General features: G+C 60.7%; 9 protein-coding genes and 4 pseudogenes. 2 read left to right on the top strand and 11 right to left on the bottom strand.

The annotated features are described in order from the left end of the window. Positions 1-25: 25 nt before the first annotated feature. The 11 genes and pseudogenes from acnA to DRB87_RS24130 all read right to left on the bottom strand — a co-directional run. On the bottom strand, positions 26-2,704 hold the full coding sequence (gene acnA / locus DRB87_RS06215) for an aconitate hydratase AcnA (RefSeq protein WP_240756205.1): 2,679 nt from the start codon (positions 2,702-2,704) through the stop codon (positions 26-28). Beyond that, positions 2,691-3,554 carry a citryl-CoA lyase gene (locus DRB87_RS06210; RefSeq protein WP_130025255.1) on the bottom strand — a complete coding sequence of 288 codons (864 nt, stop codon included), beginning with the start codon at positions 3,552-3,554 and terminating at the stop codon, positions 2,691-2,693. Before DRB87_RS06210 ends, acnA begins: the two co-directional genes overlap by 14 nt. Then, on the bottom strand, positions 3,551-4,753 hold the full coding sequence (locus DRB87_RS06205) for a CaiB/BaiF CoA-transferase family protein (RefSeq protein ID WP_130027756.1): 1,203 nt from the start codon (positions 4,751-4,753) through the stop codon (positions 3,551-3,553). Before DRB87_RS06205 ends, DRB87_RS06210 begins: the two co-directional genes overlap by 4 nt. Before the next feature lie 136 nt (positions 4,754-4,889). Next, a complete protein-coding gene (locus DRB87_RS06200; RefSeq protein ID WP_130025254.1) occupies positions 4,890-5,606 on the bottom strand; it encodes an IclR family transcriptional regulator in 717 nt (238 codons plus the stop codon). A 70-nt stretch (positions 5,607-5,676) separates the two neighbouring features. Beyond that, positions 5,677-6,377 (bottom strand): annotated as a pseudogene (locus tag DRB87_RS06195) (ABC transporter ATP-binding protein). Beyond that, positions 6,361-7,122, bottom strand: a complete 762-nt coding sequence (locus DRB87_RS06190; RefSeq protein WP_130025253.1) for an ABC transporter ATP-binding protein — start codon at positions 7,120-7,122, stop codon at positions 6,361-6,363. Before DRB87_RS06190 ends, DRB87_RS06195 begins: the two are co-directional and overlap by 17 nt. Further along, entirely contained in the window at positions 7,107-7,973 is an 867-nt protein-coding gene (locus tag DRB87_RS06185) for a branched-chain amino acid ABC transporter permease (RefSeq protein ID WP_240756281.1), read from the bottom strand. Before DRB87_RS06185 ends, DRB87_RS06190 begins: the two co-directional genes overlap by 16 nt. 122 nt (positions 7,974-8,095) lie before the next feature. Beyond that, positions 8,096-8,953, bottom strand: a complete 858-nt coding sequence (locus DRB87_RS06180) for a branched-chain amino acid ABC transporter permease (RefSeq protein WP_130025251.1) — start codon at positions 8,951-8,953, stop codon at positions 8,096-8,098. Between the two features lie 80 nt (positions 8,954-9,033). Then, positions 9,034-10,238, bottom strand: a pseudogene (locus tag DRB87_RS06175) (ABC transporter substrate-binding protein). Positions 10,239-10,279: 41 nt separating this feature from the next. Beyond that, positions 10,280-11,422: an FAD-dependent oxidoreductase gene (locus tag DRB87_RS06170; RefSeq protein ID WP_370363940.1), complete on the bottom strand. Its 1,143-nt coding sequence runs from the start codon at positions 11,420-11,422 to the stop codon at positions 10,280-10,282. 158 nt (positions 11,423-11,580) lie between these two features. After that, positions 11,581-11,739: pseudogene (locus DRB87_RS24130) on the bottom strand (FAD-dependent oxidoreductase); the annotation flags it as partial. A gap of 187 nt (positions 11,740-11,926) precedes the next feature. On the opposite strand from DRB87_RS24130, the pseudogene DRB87_RS06165 reads away from it, so the two are divergent. Together DRB87_RS06165 and DRB87_RS23900 are read left to right on the top strand one after the other, a co-directional pair. Continuing rightward, positions 11,927-13,425 (top strand): annotated as a pseudogene (locus tag DRB87_RS06165) (aldehyde dehydrogenase). 452 nt (positions 13,426-13,877) lie between these two features. Further along, positions 13,878-14,009, top strand: a complete 132-nt coding sequence (locus tag DRB87_RS23900) for a hypothetical protein (RefSeq protein WP_255501467.1) — start codon at positions 13,878-13,880, stop codon at positions 14,007-14,009. Positions 14,010-14,338: the final 329 nt, after the last annotated feature.

The raw sequence follows: 14,338 nt of genomic DNA, 5'->3' as shown, positions 1-14,338 counted from the left end.
CCTGATTTCCATATCAATAGGCAATTCAATCGCTTGCTCGATGGCGATCGCCGTCTGCGGCGCCCACGATCTGCGCTTCATACACGTAGCGGAGCACGCCGCCCGATCGCAAATACCGAAGCTCGGCGGACGTATCGACGCGCAGCGTCGCCGCCGATTGCGCCACCGTCGTTTCCCCTCGGGTCACGACAACGCGCACGGGCTGCCGGCAGGTCAACGAATCGCTGTCGAAATGAATGTCGACCGACTCGTCTCCGTGCCATTCCATCTCGTCGAAATCCGTCGATTCCGGCAACTCGATCGGCATGACGCCCATCAGAACGAGATTGCTGCGATGGATACGTTCAAAGCTACGGGCAAGAACTGCGGACACGCCAAGCAACGACGTTCCGCGCGCCGCCCAATCTCTCGCGCTACCCGCGCCATACGATTTCCCCGCGACGATGACGCTGGGCACGCCATCGTGCGCATTCTCCCGAGCGACTTCAAATACCGTGCGTACGTGCCCATCACGCGCCGAACGCGCAAGCGGGCCGACAAGCGGGTGCACCAACGCGTTGACCAAGCGCGGGCTCGCGAAGGTTCCGCGCACCATGACGTGGTGATTGCACCTGCGCGCGCCGTAGGTGTTGAAGTCTTCTGGTGCAACGCCTTGCTGTCGCAAATAGCGCCCAGCATCGCCCTCTTCCGCGATGCGCCCCACGGGGCTGATGTGATCTGTCGTGATGGCGTCGCCGAGCACGGCAAGCACGCGCGCGCCGGTAATGGACGCCGCGCCGATCGCTTGCTTTGTCCTGTCGAAGAACGGTGGCTCAACGAAATACGTGGAGCCGTCCTGCCATTGATACACTGTGCCGCCCTCCGATGCGATTGCATTCCACGTCTGTCGCGCTGCGCCACTTGCGTCGGTGATAGACGCGTAATCGCGTTGATCGAGAACGTGCCGAAGCAGCGCCTCCGCCGTGGCGTCATCCGGCCACAGATCGCGCAGAAATACCGGATGCCCGTCACGATCCGTGGCCACCGGCTGCGCTTCGAGATCCGTCAGAACAGTGCCGGCGAGGGCGTAAGCAACCACGAGTGCAGGGCTAGCCAGATAGTTCGCCTTGACCAGCGGATGAATTCGCGCCTCGAAATTCCGGTTTCCGGAAAGCACGGCCGCCACGGTCACATTCCTCGCAACGATGTCGTCCTCCACGCCGTCTTGCAGAGCCCCGGTATTTCCGACGCAAGCCGAGCACCCGTAGGCCGCCACGTAGAATCCCAAGGCCTCCAGCGGTGAGAGCAGGCCAGCGCGCTCCAGATACTTCGTAACCGCAAGGGACCCAGGCGCAAGCACGGTCTTCACGTATTGCGGCACGGTCACGCCACGCTCGACGGCGGCCTTTGCCACGAGCCCTGCCGTCAACATCGCGGCGGGGTTGGCGGTGTTGGTGCACGAGGTGATCGCCGCGAGCACGACTGCGCCGTCAGCGAGCGCCGCCATGTCGCCTCGCGACGAATCAGCCCGCGAAGGGTCGACTGGAAGACTTGCCGCAACGTCCGGCAACGACAATGTCTGATGCGGACGGTGAGGGCCGGATACCAACCGGCCCACGCGCGAAAGGTCGATTTCGAGTGTCGCGGAATAATCCAGATCGGTGGCTTCCGGGATACCCAGCAAACGCTGCCGAAGGCAGTAGGCGCCGAAGCGATCGACCCGTTGCTTCGAGCGGCCGGTGTCTAGAAAGTACGCCAGCGTACTTTCGTCGGTCGCGAAGTAGCCGACCGTCGCACCATACTCCGGTGCCATGTTCGCGATCGTGGCGCGATCGGGAACGCTCAATCGGCGCGCCCCTCGTCCGACAAATTCGAGAAACTTGCCAACCACACCGTATTCGCGCAGCACACCTGTCAGGTAAAGCGCCAGATCGGTGGCATTCGTCCCCGCCTGCCGCGCCCCCGAGAGCGCAACGGCGATCACGTCCGGTGTCGGCACGTAAAGCGGCAGACCGAGTACGGCCAATTCTGCCTCCAGCCCTCCCACACCCCAGCCGAGAATGCCAAGTCCGTTCACCATCGTCGTGTGCGAGTCGGTTCCGATCAGGGTATCGGGGAAGGCGAATCCGTCGCGCTGCGCGAGCCCGGTTGAGAGATATTCGAGATTGACTTGATGCACGATGCCGTGACCGGGCGGAACGACGCGCAAGCCATGGAACGCTTGCTCCGCCCATTTCACGAACCGATAACGCTCGTCGTTGTTCGCAAACTCGCGCGCAAGGTTCTGCGCCTGCGACAGAGGGGTTCCCGAGAAATCCGCGACGACCGAATGATCGATGACAAGGTCTACCGGAATACGCGGCTGAACACACTCGGGCGCAATGCCGTCGCGCCACGCGGCGGCGCGCATTGCCGCAAGATCGCTGAGCAGCGGAATGCCCGAAGCGTCCTGTAGCAACACCCGCGAGAACCAGGCCGGAATTTCATCGCGCACCCCGCTCTGCCACGCGAGAAGATTGCTGAGATGCGCACCCGTTGTGTGTTCGCCATCGAAGCGCCGCACCACGCCTTCGAGCAGGATTCGGATCGACATCGGAAGGCGTGCAACGGCCGGGAACGCCCGCTCGATCTCGCGCAGCGACACAATGCGACTTCGCCCGCCGTCGGCCCAGTCGATCGGCTGGATGAACGCGTTGGCGTTCATCATCGCTTCAATGCTGGTCATCTGCACACCGATCGATCGAAGCGGGAAGGTCACGTCGCCCCGGTCCCGTATAGGTATAGGGAACGCTGGTCGGCATCGGACCCTTGATGCGCTCTTGTGCCTGCGACTGCTCGTACGCGTGCGCGAGGATGCCAACCGAGCGCGAAAGAATGAAGAGCCCGCGCCCCAGCGCCGCCGAAAAACCCAGCTCGCTATAGATCACCGCCGTCGCCCCGTCGATGTTGATGGGGATTGGCTTGTTTGCACGTCGGGCGAGCGTGGCCTCGATCGCCCTCGCCGCAGCAAGGTACTGTCCAGTGACCATGCCTTCGCACCGCGCTTGCTCGACAAGCGCGAGCAAGCGCGTGGCGCGCGGGTCCACGGTGTGGAAGCGATGACCAAATCCAGGAATCATCTTCGACACATTGCGCTGGTGATCGTCCACCACGATATCGCTCGCATGTGCGATGTCGCACTGCTCGGCGCTAGCGCATTCAAGCACACTGCTGAACAGATCCATGCATTGCTGCCCCGCCCCGCCGTGGACGTCGCCCAGCACATTGATCGCCGATGCCATTGCGTTATTGATGTCGACGCCACATGTCATGCTCATGCGCGCAATCGCAATCGACGGTGCCTGAGGCCCATGATCGACAGCCGCGACAAGCGCGGCCTCAAGTAGCGTCGCCAGCGGCCTCGACGGGACTTCGCCGCGCAGCATCAGCCAGACCATTTGCGCGTAGCTCAGATTGCCGATGAGGGTTTCGATCGGGTATCCGCGAATACCGATTGCACCGGGCTGAATGTCGATGATCGACGTTTTCCACCATTGTTCGGGCGGCGTCGATGGCTTTCCGGTTGTCTGCTTCATACCGCCCCCTGATGCTTGAGCTGTTCAATTTCGAGACTCGTAAACCCGAGCTCGCCCAACACCTGAGCGGTATGCTCGCCCAGCGCGGGCGGTGCACAAGCGACGTCCGGTTCCGCTTCGCGCATCTTGAATCCGGAAAGCACCACCGATACGTCCCGTTCGTTTCTGACGGCGCGTCGAAACGACTTCACCAACCGGCGTTGCATCACCTGCGGCTCGGCAAGCGCACTCGCCACATCCAGCACCCGCCCTGCGGGAATGCCTGCCCCGGTCAGCGCCGGCGCCCATTCGGCAGCGGACTTCGCCTTCAAGGCAGCCTCGATGAGCGTTTTCAGTTCCGCCCGGTTCCGCTTGCGCGCCTCGCGCTGGGCAAAGCGCGCATCGCTGGCGAGTTCGGGAATACCGAGGAGCGCCACGAGCGCAACGAACTGCTCCTGCTTGTTCGCAGCGATGTTGAGGAGGCCATCCGCCGTTTCGAAAGTGCCGGAAGGGGCAGCCGTGAAGTTCTCGTTCCCCATCGGTTTAGGCCGCTGCCCCGCAATCAGATAATTGGAGATGACCCACCCCATTGACGCCAGCATGCAATCGAGCATCGAAACGTCAATGGACGTACCTACTCCCGTTGCCGCCCGGCGCACCAGCGCCGCGCTGATCGCAAAAGCCGCGGTCACACCGCCCAACGTGTCGGCGACGGGGTAGCCGACGCGCATCGGCACGCTCCGTTCGTCGCCCGTCACACTCATCACGCCAGACATGCCTTGAACGATCTGATCGTAGGCAGGGGCATCTTTGAGCGGGCCTGTCTGACCAAAGCCGGAAATCGCGCAATATACGAGGCGCGGATTGATCTCGCGCAGATCGTCGTAACCGACGCCGAGGCGATCCATTACGCCGGGCCGAAAGTTTTCGATGACAACATCGGCAGACGCCGCCAATTTGTGAAAGATGGCTTTGCCGGCCTCACTCTTCAGGTTGAGGGTCACCGAACGCTTCCCCGCGTTCTGAGCGAGAAACGACGTCCCCATCAACTCGGCGTTCAGCGCCGGATCGGCGCCAAGCTGGCGGGCCAGGTCGCCGGTACCCGGGGTTTCGACCTTGATGACGTCGGCCCCCAATAACGCCAGTTGATACCCGCAGAACGGTCCCGCCAGGACGTTCGTCACATCGAGAATCCTGATTCCTTCCAATGCCTGAGTCATTTTTACCTCGATTTCAGAATTATTTTCTGAAACATTGACCAAAATCGATCAACGTAGGTCTATCTGATAGAACGCTGTTCTATCAATAGCTTAAAAAAGCAGGCGGCCTTCTTGCAGTACCGCCTAATGGGTTCGGTTAGCGCTGCTGTGCAGCCTTTAGCAAACGTGTCTCGTCGCCTCCGCATTGTTTCGTCAACTCTGCAGCGAACTTCAACAGCGTCGGTACATACGATTCCAGGGTCTCAGCTTCGAGCCGATAGCGCGGCCCCGATATCGTAATCACGCCAACCAATTGGTTGCGCACGCCGAGCACAGGGCATGCCAGTGCGGCCGTCTCGGGATCCCGCTCCCCCACCGAGGCGGCGTACATGCGGTCGCGGATGCGTTCGTACTTATCGCCGGACAAGCCGCTGAACGCAAGGATGACATGACCGCCCGCCCCAACGTTCAGCGGAAGCCGGTGACCAACGTGTACCGAATCACGTATGGCACGATCGGCGTCCTGCCGATGCAGGCAGACACGCGTATCGCCGTCGCGAACGTAAAACGAAGCGCTCTCGTTGATCTCATCGACGAGTCGGCGCAAGGCCTGAGGGACGAGATCAGACGTATTGAAATTTCGCTGATACATGAAGCCGAGCGACAGCGTCTTGGGTCCGAGCCGGTAAAGTCCGTCGGAAGCACGTTGAACGTAGCCGTATTTTTCCAGCGAATCAATCAAGCGGAGAATCGTGCTCTTGTAGAAACCCGTGCGGCTTGCGATTTCGGCAAGCGTAAGCGCGCCATCACGCTCGTTGAACGCCTCAAGGATATCGAGTGCGCGTTCAACCGCTGCTACACCGTCTGAACTCATAAGTCTCCCTCTCTGGATCGCCCGTATATTAAACGAATCCGTTCGGTATTGATCGCTCCCCGCGCTGCGCTCACCCAACCTCCACTGCAAGATACCGATTCCGGACGTCTTCGGCGCCTGCGAACTCATCGCGGGTACCGTGATAAACGATATTCCCCTCTTCCAGGATGTAATGGCGATCCCCAACGACATGCAGACATCGACGCTTTGCTCGACGAGCAGAATAGGAATGCCTTCGGCGCGGATCGTGCGACAAATCGCCATGATTTCGTCGACGATGACTGGTGCCAGCCCTTCGCTCGGTTCATCGAGCATCAAGAGCTTGGGGCCGTTCACCAAAGCACGTGCGATGGCAAGCATTTGCTGCTCGCCGCCCGAGAGGGCTGACCCCCCATTCCTTCTGCGCTCGCGCAACCGGGGAAACAGCGTGTACACGGCGTCAATGGACCATATCGAGTCTCGTCGCGCCGCTATACGCAAGTTTTCCTCCACCGTGAGCATTGCGAAGATGCCTCGGTGCTCCGGGACCAACTTCAGACCGTGCCGCGAAACAACATCGGCTCGTCTGGGCACGATCGCCTTGCCTCCGAGACGAACCTCCCCGGCGAACAATGGGAGCGCGCCCGCAATCGCGCTCAGGGTCGTTGTCTTACCCGCGCCGTTACGGCCGAGCAGGCAAACGATCTCGCCCGCAGCCACTTCGAGCGAAACGTTGTGCACAATGCGTGCGCTCCCGTATCCGGCGCACAAACCGTCAACCCGCAACATGATGTCGCTCCCCCAGATACACGCGACGAACGCGCTCGTCCCGTCTGATTTCGTCCGGTGTGCCTTCAGTGAGCACCTGTCCCTCGAAGAGGACGGTGATCCGATCCGAAAGCGTCATGACCAGATGCATGTTGTGCTCCACGTACACCACCGTGTGGTCACGGCTCAAATCTTTGAGCAGCGCGCGCATTACAGGCAGATCGTCGACGCCCATGCCGGACGTCGGCTCGTCGAGAAGCAGCAATTTCGGCCGGCCGGCCATGCTCATCGCGACTTCAATGATGCGCTGCCGCCCATGCGACAGCTCGCCAACGCGGCGCTCGGCCTCTGTTCGCAGCGCCAATCGTTCGATGAGGTATTCCGCCATCTCGGAGGCCTGCGTGTCGCGCTCGCGTTTCGAAAAGAAGTCGAGCGCACGCACCGAACGCAAGCCTTGCGCGGCAAGGCGCAGATTTTCTCTCGTCGTTAGCCCGGGAAACAGATTCGTTATCTGAAAGCAGCGCGCCATGCCTGCATGCAATCTGCGATGTACGGGCACGCGGGTCACGTCGCAGCCGTCGAACATGACCCGGCCTGACGATGTCTCGATGCGGCCCGACAGAGCATTGAAGAACGTGGTCTTGCCCGCCCCGTTCGGGCCGATCAGCGCGTGGATCGAGTTGCGCTTCACACGCAGATCGACGTTCTTGTTGGCGACGAAGTTCCCAAATCGCACCCCAACGGCTTGCGCTTCTAGAATGTAGTCCATTGCTTGTCCTTTCGATCATAAGTTTGGCGCCGCACGCGCGAAACAAGGCGCCGCCAGAGCCCCGACAAGCCGTCCGGCGCGAAAATGACGAGTAAGACCAGAAGTACGCCGAGCAGCATCTGCCACCGCGGCCAGAGGTCCGAAAGAAAGTCACTCGCTACCACGAGCGCGGCTGCGCCGAACACCGAGCCGCTCAGCGAGCCCGCCCCGCCGAGAATGGCAGCGATCAGAATGTTCTGACTCGTGCCGATGTCGATATTTGAGAGCGGCACCATGCCGAGCAACAGGCCATCGATGGCGCCGGCGAGCCCCGTCAGCGCACCTGACAGAACAAACGCGAGCGTCTTGTAGTGCCGAACGTTATAGCCAAGCGGCCCGACGCGATGTTCATTCTCGCGAATCGCGATCAGGACGGAACCGAACGGCGAGTCGATCACGCGAAGCAGCAGGCCATACGCCGCGATGAATGCGATCGCGATCAGGATGTAAAGCGCGACGCTGTCGGCCACTGGCAGGCCTTTCAGGAACGGCAGCAACGTTGGCAATCGAGGCAGACCCTCCATCCCGTTGTCGCCGCCCGTCAATGCGGGCAGCGAATACGCGATGAAATAGAAAAGCTGTGCGAAAGCCAGCGTCAGCATCACGAAATACAGCCCTTTGCGCCGGATGGCTACAGCGCCAATTAGTCCGGCGATAAGGCCGCACCCCACGATTGCGACGACGAGCGCGGTGAGAACCCCACAATGCCCCCGCAGCAGCGCGAGTCCAAACAGATATCCGCCCAAGCCGAAGAACGTGCCCTGACAAAAGGACAACAGTCCGCCATAACCGAGAAGCAGGTTGCAGGCCATCGCCGCCACCGCGTACACCAGCACGGAACCCGCCAGCGTCGGAGACGACACGACGAACGGCAAGACAATCGCGAACGCGAGAGGAAACAGCACGGGTGACGCGAAATTCATGATGCGGCTCATCACGCTCTCCCCAGAATGCCGCGCGGCGCGGCGATCAATACCAGTGTCATGACGACGTACACCATCAGTTGGGCCCCCTCCGACCAGAGGGTGCTCATCACACTTTGAACGACCCCCACCAAAATGCCGGCAACGATCGACCCCGTAAAGCTCCCCATGCCGCCAATGATGACAACCACGAAGGCAATCCCCAGGGCCTCGCCGCTCATGCTGGGGTCGGCGCCGCGTATCGGGGCAATCAGTACGCCCGCGACCGCGGCGATCATGCCGCCGAGCGCAAACGTCAAGCTGGTCAGTGTTCGGACATCGACGCCAAGCAGCTTCACCATTTCTGAAGATTCACTGCCGGCGCGAACGAGAGCGCCGAACGTCGTTCGCTCGAGCAGCAGCCAAAGCGCGATCGCGAGCACCGCAGCAACGGCCACGACGAACACGCGGTAGAGCGGATATTGAAAAGTCCCAAGCGAGACCACACCGGCCAGCGAATCCGGCACGGACACGCCGTTGCCGAGGGGTCCCCACAGCATCACGACGGCCTCTTGCGCAATCAATACGATGCCGAGTGTCGCGACGATCTGGTACTTGTGCGGCAACTTGTACGTTCGGACGAGAATCGCACGTTCAAGCGTGAATGCGAGCACGGCGACCACCAGCGGAGCAGCCACCGCCGCCGCCCAGAAGCTGCCGCCCCACGAAACGATCTGAAACGTCAGATATGCGCCCAGCAGATAGAACATGCCGTGTGCGAAGTTGACGAATCCAAGCAACCCGAGGGTGATGCTCAGTCCGACTGCAACGAGAAAGTAGATCATCCCCAGACCGATGCCGTTGATGATCTGAAACAGATAGATGCTCATGACTTGCACCTGAATCGGGTTTGCCGGCGGCGCCCATGGCGGTTGACCAATGGCGCCGTCGTCAGATTATGAAAATGTCTTCAGGCAAGCTTGCACTGCGACTGTCCCTGGTTCGGGAATGACTTTCCGAACGACACGACTTCGGCAAAATCGTCGGCATCGCGCATCTTCGCCTTGGCCTTGCCTCGCATCAGAAAATAGTTCTTCGACACTTGATGATCGAACGCGCGCATTTCCTCATCGCCGGTGATGCCCGCCCATTTCATCGATTCAAGGGTCTGCGCCACGCGCTTCGGATCGGTCGTGCTCGCACGACGCACCGCGTCGAGCATCATGCTCGTGACAGCGAAGTCAGCAGCAGTGAAATAGGTAGGAGTCGCACGATTGACTTCACGATTGAGCGCGACGAAGGCCCGGTTGGCTGGCGCATCGTGGCCGTGCCAGTACTGCACGCCGAAGAAAACGTCTTCACAGATATCGGGACCGAGCGTCGCAAACTGGTCAAGGCCAGCCGACCATGCAACGACGATTTTCATCTTCTTCTTGAGGCCGAAGCTGACCGCCTGCCTGAGGGTATCGATGCTTTGCTGACTGAAGTTCAGGATCAACAGAACGTCCGCATTGGAAGCCGCCGCGTTGGTCAGATAGCCCGAAAACTCTTTTTCTTGCAACGAGTGATAGCTGTTGCCCACGTGTTCGATACCCTTTTCCCGGAACACGTCCTTGGCGTTGTTGAGTAACCCTTCGCCAAACACGTATTGCGGGGTTATGGTGTACCAGCGCTTTGCCTTGGGGAACATGTCGGCCACCGGCGCGACGGTCTGGCGAATGGCGCCGTAGGTTGGCACGGCCCAGCGGAACGTCGCGCGGTTGCACGCCGATCCGGTGATTTCGTCGGCGCCGACATAGGTGATATAGACACCGCCGGCGTGCTCGATTTCACGGCTGACGGCGAGCGCCTCGCTCGACAGCGCCCCCCCAGGAACAGGCGTCCCTGCTTCTGGTTGATCGCCTCTTGAATCTTGCGCACTGCCGTACCGGTATTCCCCTGCGTGTCGATGGTGTGATAGGCAACGCTGCGGCCCATCGATGGCGACAGGCTCTTGACCGCGAGGCGGCCTCCCATTTCACCGAACTTGCCGTTTGCGGCAAATGGGCCGGAGAACGCGCTGAGCATGTAAAGATCCAAGCCGTCGGCGGCGAGCGCCCGTTGGATGTCGGCCACACCGAACCCGCCCGCTAATCCGGCAGCGGCGCTTAATCGAAGAAAATCGCGACGTTTCATGAGTTGTCTCCTCGCTTCACTCGTTTAGTACGGCTGTCGTTTCAGGCGCGCTCTAGCGCTGCCGTCTTCCCCGCACGGCGGCCGAACACGATGCCGCGCAGCACGGAAGTCGATCCCGTGTACACCTGGTGGTAGATGCCGACCGTCTCGCCCGCAGCGAGCAGCCCCGGAATGGCACGCCCGTCGGTATCGAGCACGCGCGCCTGCGTGTCCACCTTCAATCCACCGAAGGTGAAACAGTTCGCCGAAATGATGGGATAGGCAGAAAATGGCCCGGCTTCGATGGTGCGCGCGTGATTCGACTTGGCCGGCCAGACGCCCTTGGTGCTGAGCCCGTCCAGAGTCATGCCGCCATCGAACGCGTCCGGTGCGGGACAGGCCGCGTTGTAGGCGTCGATGGTCGAGATGAAGGCGTCAACCGGAAGTCCCAGCTTCCGCGCGAGTTCCGGCAGCGAATCAGCCTGAATGGCGGGCTGGTCGCTGCGAATGCTGGTTTGCCAGCGCGGAATGTCGTTGACCTTGTTGTCGAAGATCACGTACGCCACGCCGCCGGGCTGCTCGCCGATCGCACGGGTGATGTTGTCGTAGTGGGCGTCGACCGTACCCGGTGCCTCATCGACAAACCGGCTGCCGTTGCGATTGATCAACACGCCGTAGGGATAGATGAAGACAACCGCTTCGGCCATCGCTGAGCGCGGGTCGACGGGTTCCGCATGGTACGAACCGAACTCCCCTGCGGGTGCGGCACCGAGATCGAGCGCCATGCGAATGCACTCGCCCTTGTTGTAATACCCACCGCGAGCGACTGGACGAATGTTGCTCGCTTTCGGACCGAGATACTGCGTCAGCATTTCCGGATTGCCTTGGTATCCGCCTGAGGCAAGCACGACGTTCCGCGCGTGGAACGTCAACGGGCCAGCCTCGGTGGACACCGCACGCACGCCGGTCACGCTGCCGTCGCCGTCTTGCAGCAATGCCTTGGCAGTGGTGTTGTAATGGAATTCGACGCCCAACGTCCGGGCTTGCTTGAGCAGCGCCACGAGAATCGCGAGACCGCCTCCCACCGATGCGATGCGCGTCGTGTTCTGGGTGAGCAGGTAAATGGGCATGGGTTCGAATCGGCAGCCGAACTGCTTGAGCCATGCAAGCGCGGAGGGGCCTCGGCGGCGAAGAACGAGATCAATTCGGGGTCGGGGAAGCCGTGTGCCTTGACGATCGATGGCCAGTGCGAATACTCGGATACCGCCTCGGAGAGAATCATCGGATCCGGATTCGCCCCCGCATTCTCAGCGAAGTGACTCTCGAAATCATCGCTGACCTCGCTGTCATTCTTCATACGCATGTACGCTTCGGTCCAGCGACTGTTTCCGCCGAAGTCCTCGAAAGGTGCACGCTCCAGCACCGCAACCGCAGCACCAGCCTGCGCTGCGGACACCGCTGCCGACAACCCTGCGACGCCGTGGCCAACCACGAGAACGTCGACATTGCTTACCTTCGCCATCATCTCCTCCAGAACATTGAGACCTTCACGAACCGGCCGCAGTCTCAGGCTGTGATCTTTCCTTGCAACCCGGCGGCTTTTGACAAATAATAGAACTGCGTTCTGTTTAACGCAACGAATTATTCTATAGGGTTTCACCCTACAGAATTTATATCTGATTTTCGCAAGTCCGATTGGAGACATCACCATGGATCAACAGCTCCGCGAAACCGATCTCCCGCGCTATGGCAACTTCATTGGCGGGCAGGAGATTGCGCCATCGACCGGGAAGTATTTCCCTACGGAGAACCCTTACGACGGAAAAGTCTGGGCCGAGATCGCCCGCAGCGATGCACGCGACGTAGACGCCGCCGTGACTGCGGCACATGCGGCGCTAAACGGCGCGGCTTGGGCATCGCTCACCGCGACCCAGAGAGGCGCATTGCTGCGGCGTCTTGCAGATCTCATCATCGAAAATGCGCCGCATCTCGCCGCGATCGAGATGCGAGACAACGGCAAGCTGGCGGCCGAAGTGACGGGTCAAGTGCGCTATCTGGGCGACTATTACCATTACTACGCAGGCCTCGCCGATAAGGTTCAGGGCGCTGTCATCCCAACCGACAAGAAGGGCGTATTTGCGTATACGAAGTACGAGGCGAAGGGGGTGGTTGGGATCATCACGCCGTGGAATTCGCCACTTGCTCTGACGAGTTGGAAGCTCGCACCAGCGCTGGCGGCGGGATGCACTGCGGTCATCAAGCCGTCCGAATTCACGTCCGCATCCATGATCGAGCTTGCGCGCCTTATCAAGCAGGCGGGCTTTCCTGACGGCGTAGTCAATGTCGTGACGGGCTTCGGTCAGGAGGTTGGCGAACCGCTCGTCACGCATCCGCTGGTGGCACACGTTGGTTTCACCGGCGGCGGGGGGCTGGTCGAAAGATTTACGAACTTGCGGCGCGCGGGCTGAAGACGGTGACGCTCGAACTCGGCGGTAAGTCGCCGAACGTTGTTTTCGACGATGCAGATCTCGATCAGGCTGTGAAGGGAGTTGTTTCCGGCGTGTTCGCTGCGTCCGGCCAGACGTGCATGGCGGGGTCGCGGCTGCTCGTGCAGCGCAATATCCAGGAGGCCTTCGTACAGCGACTCATCGATTTTGTGGGGCAGGCGAAGATCGGTGATCCGTCGAAGATGGATACACAAATCGGACCGATTGCCACGCGCCCCCAGTTCGAACGCATCATGGCATGCATCGAAAGCGCCAAGCTGGAAGGTGCGACCTGTGTGCTGGGTGGGCGCGCACGCTCGGACTTGGGCGCAGGCCAGTTTGTGGAGCCGACCATCTTCACCGATGTGACCAACGACATGCGCATCGCGCAGGAGGAGGTGTTTGGACCGGTGCTCGCAGTGATTCCGTTCGATGACGAAGAGGATGCCATCCGGATCGGCAACGACGTTGCCTATGGTCTTGCTGCTGGCGTGTGGACACGCAGCCTGCACCGCGCGATGGTCATGACCGACCGGTTGAAGGCCGGCACGGTTTGGGTGAACAACTACCGCGCTACGAGCTTCACGTCACCATTTGGCGGCTACAAGCAGTCAGGCATCGGCCGCGAATCCGGCGTTGAAACGATCAAGGAATATCTTGAGACGAAATGCGTCATGATCTCTACGAACCTCGACGTCCCCAACCCCTTCATTCGACGATAGCTCGACAGTGTTTAACAGGCGAATTCGCCGGGAGAGGCTCCCGCAATCGTGTTGCCGTCTCCTGGCGAATGTCAGTTCTCACGACCGGTTGCGGGAGCATTCACGCTTGCAACATACTTCGTCCCGCTTCTTGGCTCACTTAGCCTTGAACGGCGCGCCCATAGCCGCTCGTGATTAGTCACAACGCGTGGAGCAACTGCTGCAGCCGGACGGATGCCTCTGCCGGTGTCCCATATGCTGAATCGCCCTCGCCTACGAATCCTCGACTGTGTCCGCGTTGCGGCGCTGACCACGTTGAACGGCGCAATCAGGTCCGTAAGGTGGTGGCACCTTTGGCACGCTCGTCAGGGTATGACGGGCGTGGCCATGACGCCATCAGGTGCCGAACCGGGCGCAACGGTGGGGGTGATCGCCGCCCCCATAGTCTCCGTGTCCGATGCCTCTCAGGCACGATGCTTCCCGGACTCGCCGCGAGCGCTGCCGGCTATACGGCAGACACCGCCATGGGCGAAGTCATCGACGAAAACGTTCTCGACAATCATCGCCGAGTGGCCAGCGACGATCACCAGCGCGACGCCGCCTGATTCGGCGCTGGCGCTGCACTCAAATAGAACGCCGGGGACGAGGCAATGAACCTACTCGATTGAATCCTCCTTCGAGATGGCTTACGGCCCCGCCAGGATCCATCTTCGCTGAGTTCAAGGAGATGCCCCCACCCTACACACGGTTATCGCGGCAGGGTGCTTTCATTTTGGAGGCAATCAAGCAAAAGGTGCCGTCGGTAGAAATTAACTTAGGCAAGCGCTCGTTCCACCGTCATGGCATGGGGGGATGAGGCAAAGCGACATTTCTCAATGATGGTGAAGTGTGCAGCACATTCCATTCGCATCACCACTTCAGCATGCCGTTTCAC

Source organism: Pandoraea sp. XY-2, assembly GCF_004193915.1.
GTDB lineage: Bacteria > Pseudomonadota > Gammaproteobacteria > Burkholderiales > Burkholderiaceae > Pandoraea > Pandoraea cepalis.
The sequence above is the reverse complement of the archived record's forward strand: the minus strand, read 5'-3'. Positions and strand labels throughout refer to the sequence as shown.

Bases quoted from the DNA above. Each gene is read 5' to 3' on its own strand.
- DRB87_RS06200 (WP_130025254.1), bottom strand. From the start codon at position 5,606: ATGAGTTCAGACGGTGTAGCAGCGGTTGAACGCGCACTCGATATCCTT.
- DRB87_RS06190 (WP_130025253.1), bottom strand. From the start codon at position 7,122: ATGGACTACATTCTAGAAGCGCAAGCCGTTGGGGTGCGATTTGGGAAC.
- DRB87_RS06185 (WP_240756281.1), bottom strand. From the start codon at position 7,973: ATGGCCTGCAACCTGCTTCTCGGTTATGGCGGACTGTTGTCCTTTTGT.
- DRB87_RS06180 (WP_130025251.1), bottom strand. From the start codon at position 8,953: ATGAGCATCTATCTGTTTCAGATCATCAACGGCATCGGTCTGGGGATG.
- acnA (WP_240756205.1), bottom strand. From the start codon at position 2,704: ATGACCAGCATTGAAGCGATGATGAACGCCAACGCGTTCATCCAGCCG.
- DRB87_RS23900 (WP_255501467.1), top strand. From the start codon at position 13,878: ATGCTTCCCGGACTCGCCGCGAGCGCTGCCGGCTATACGGCAGACACC.
- DRB87_RS06205 (WP_130027756.1), bottom strand. From the start codon at position 4,753: ATGACTCAGGCATTGGAAGGAATCAGGATTCTCGATGTGACGAACGTC.
- DRB87_RS06210 (WP_130025255.1), bottom strand. From the start codon at position 3,554: ATGAAGCAGACAACCGGAAAGCCATCGACGCCGCCCGAACAATGGTGG.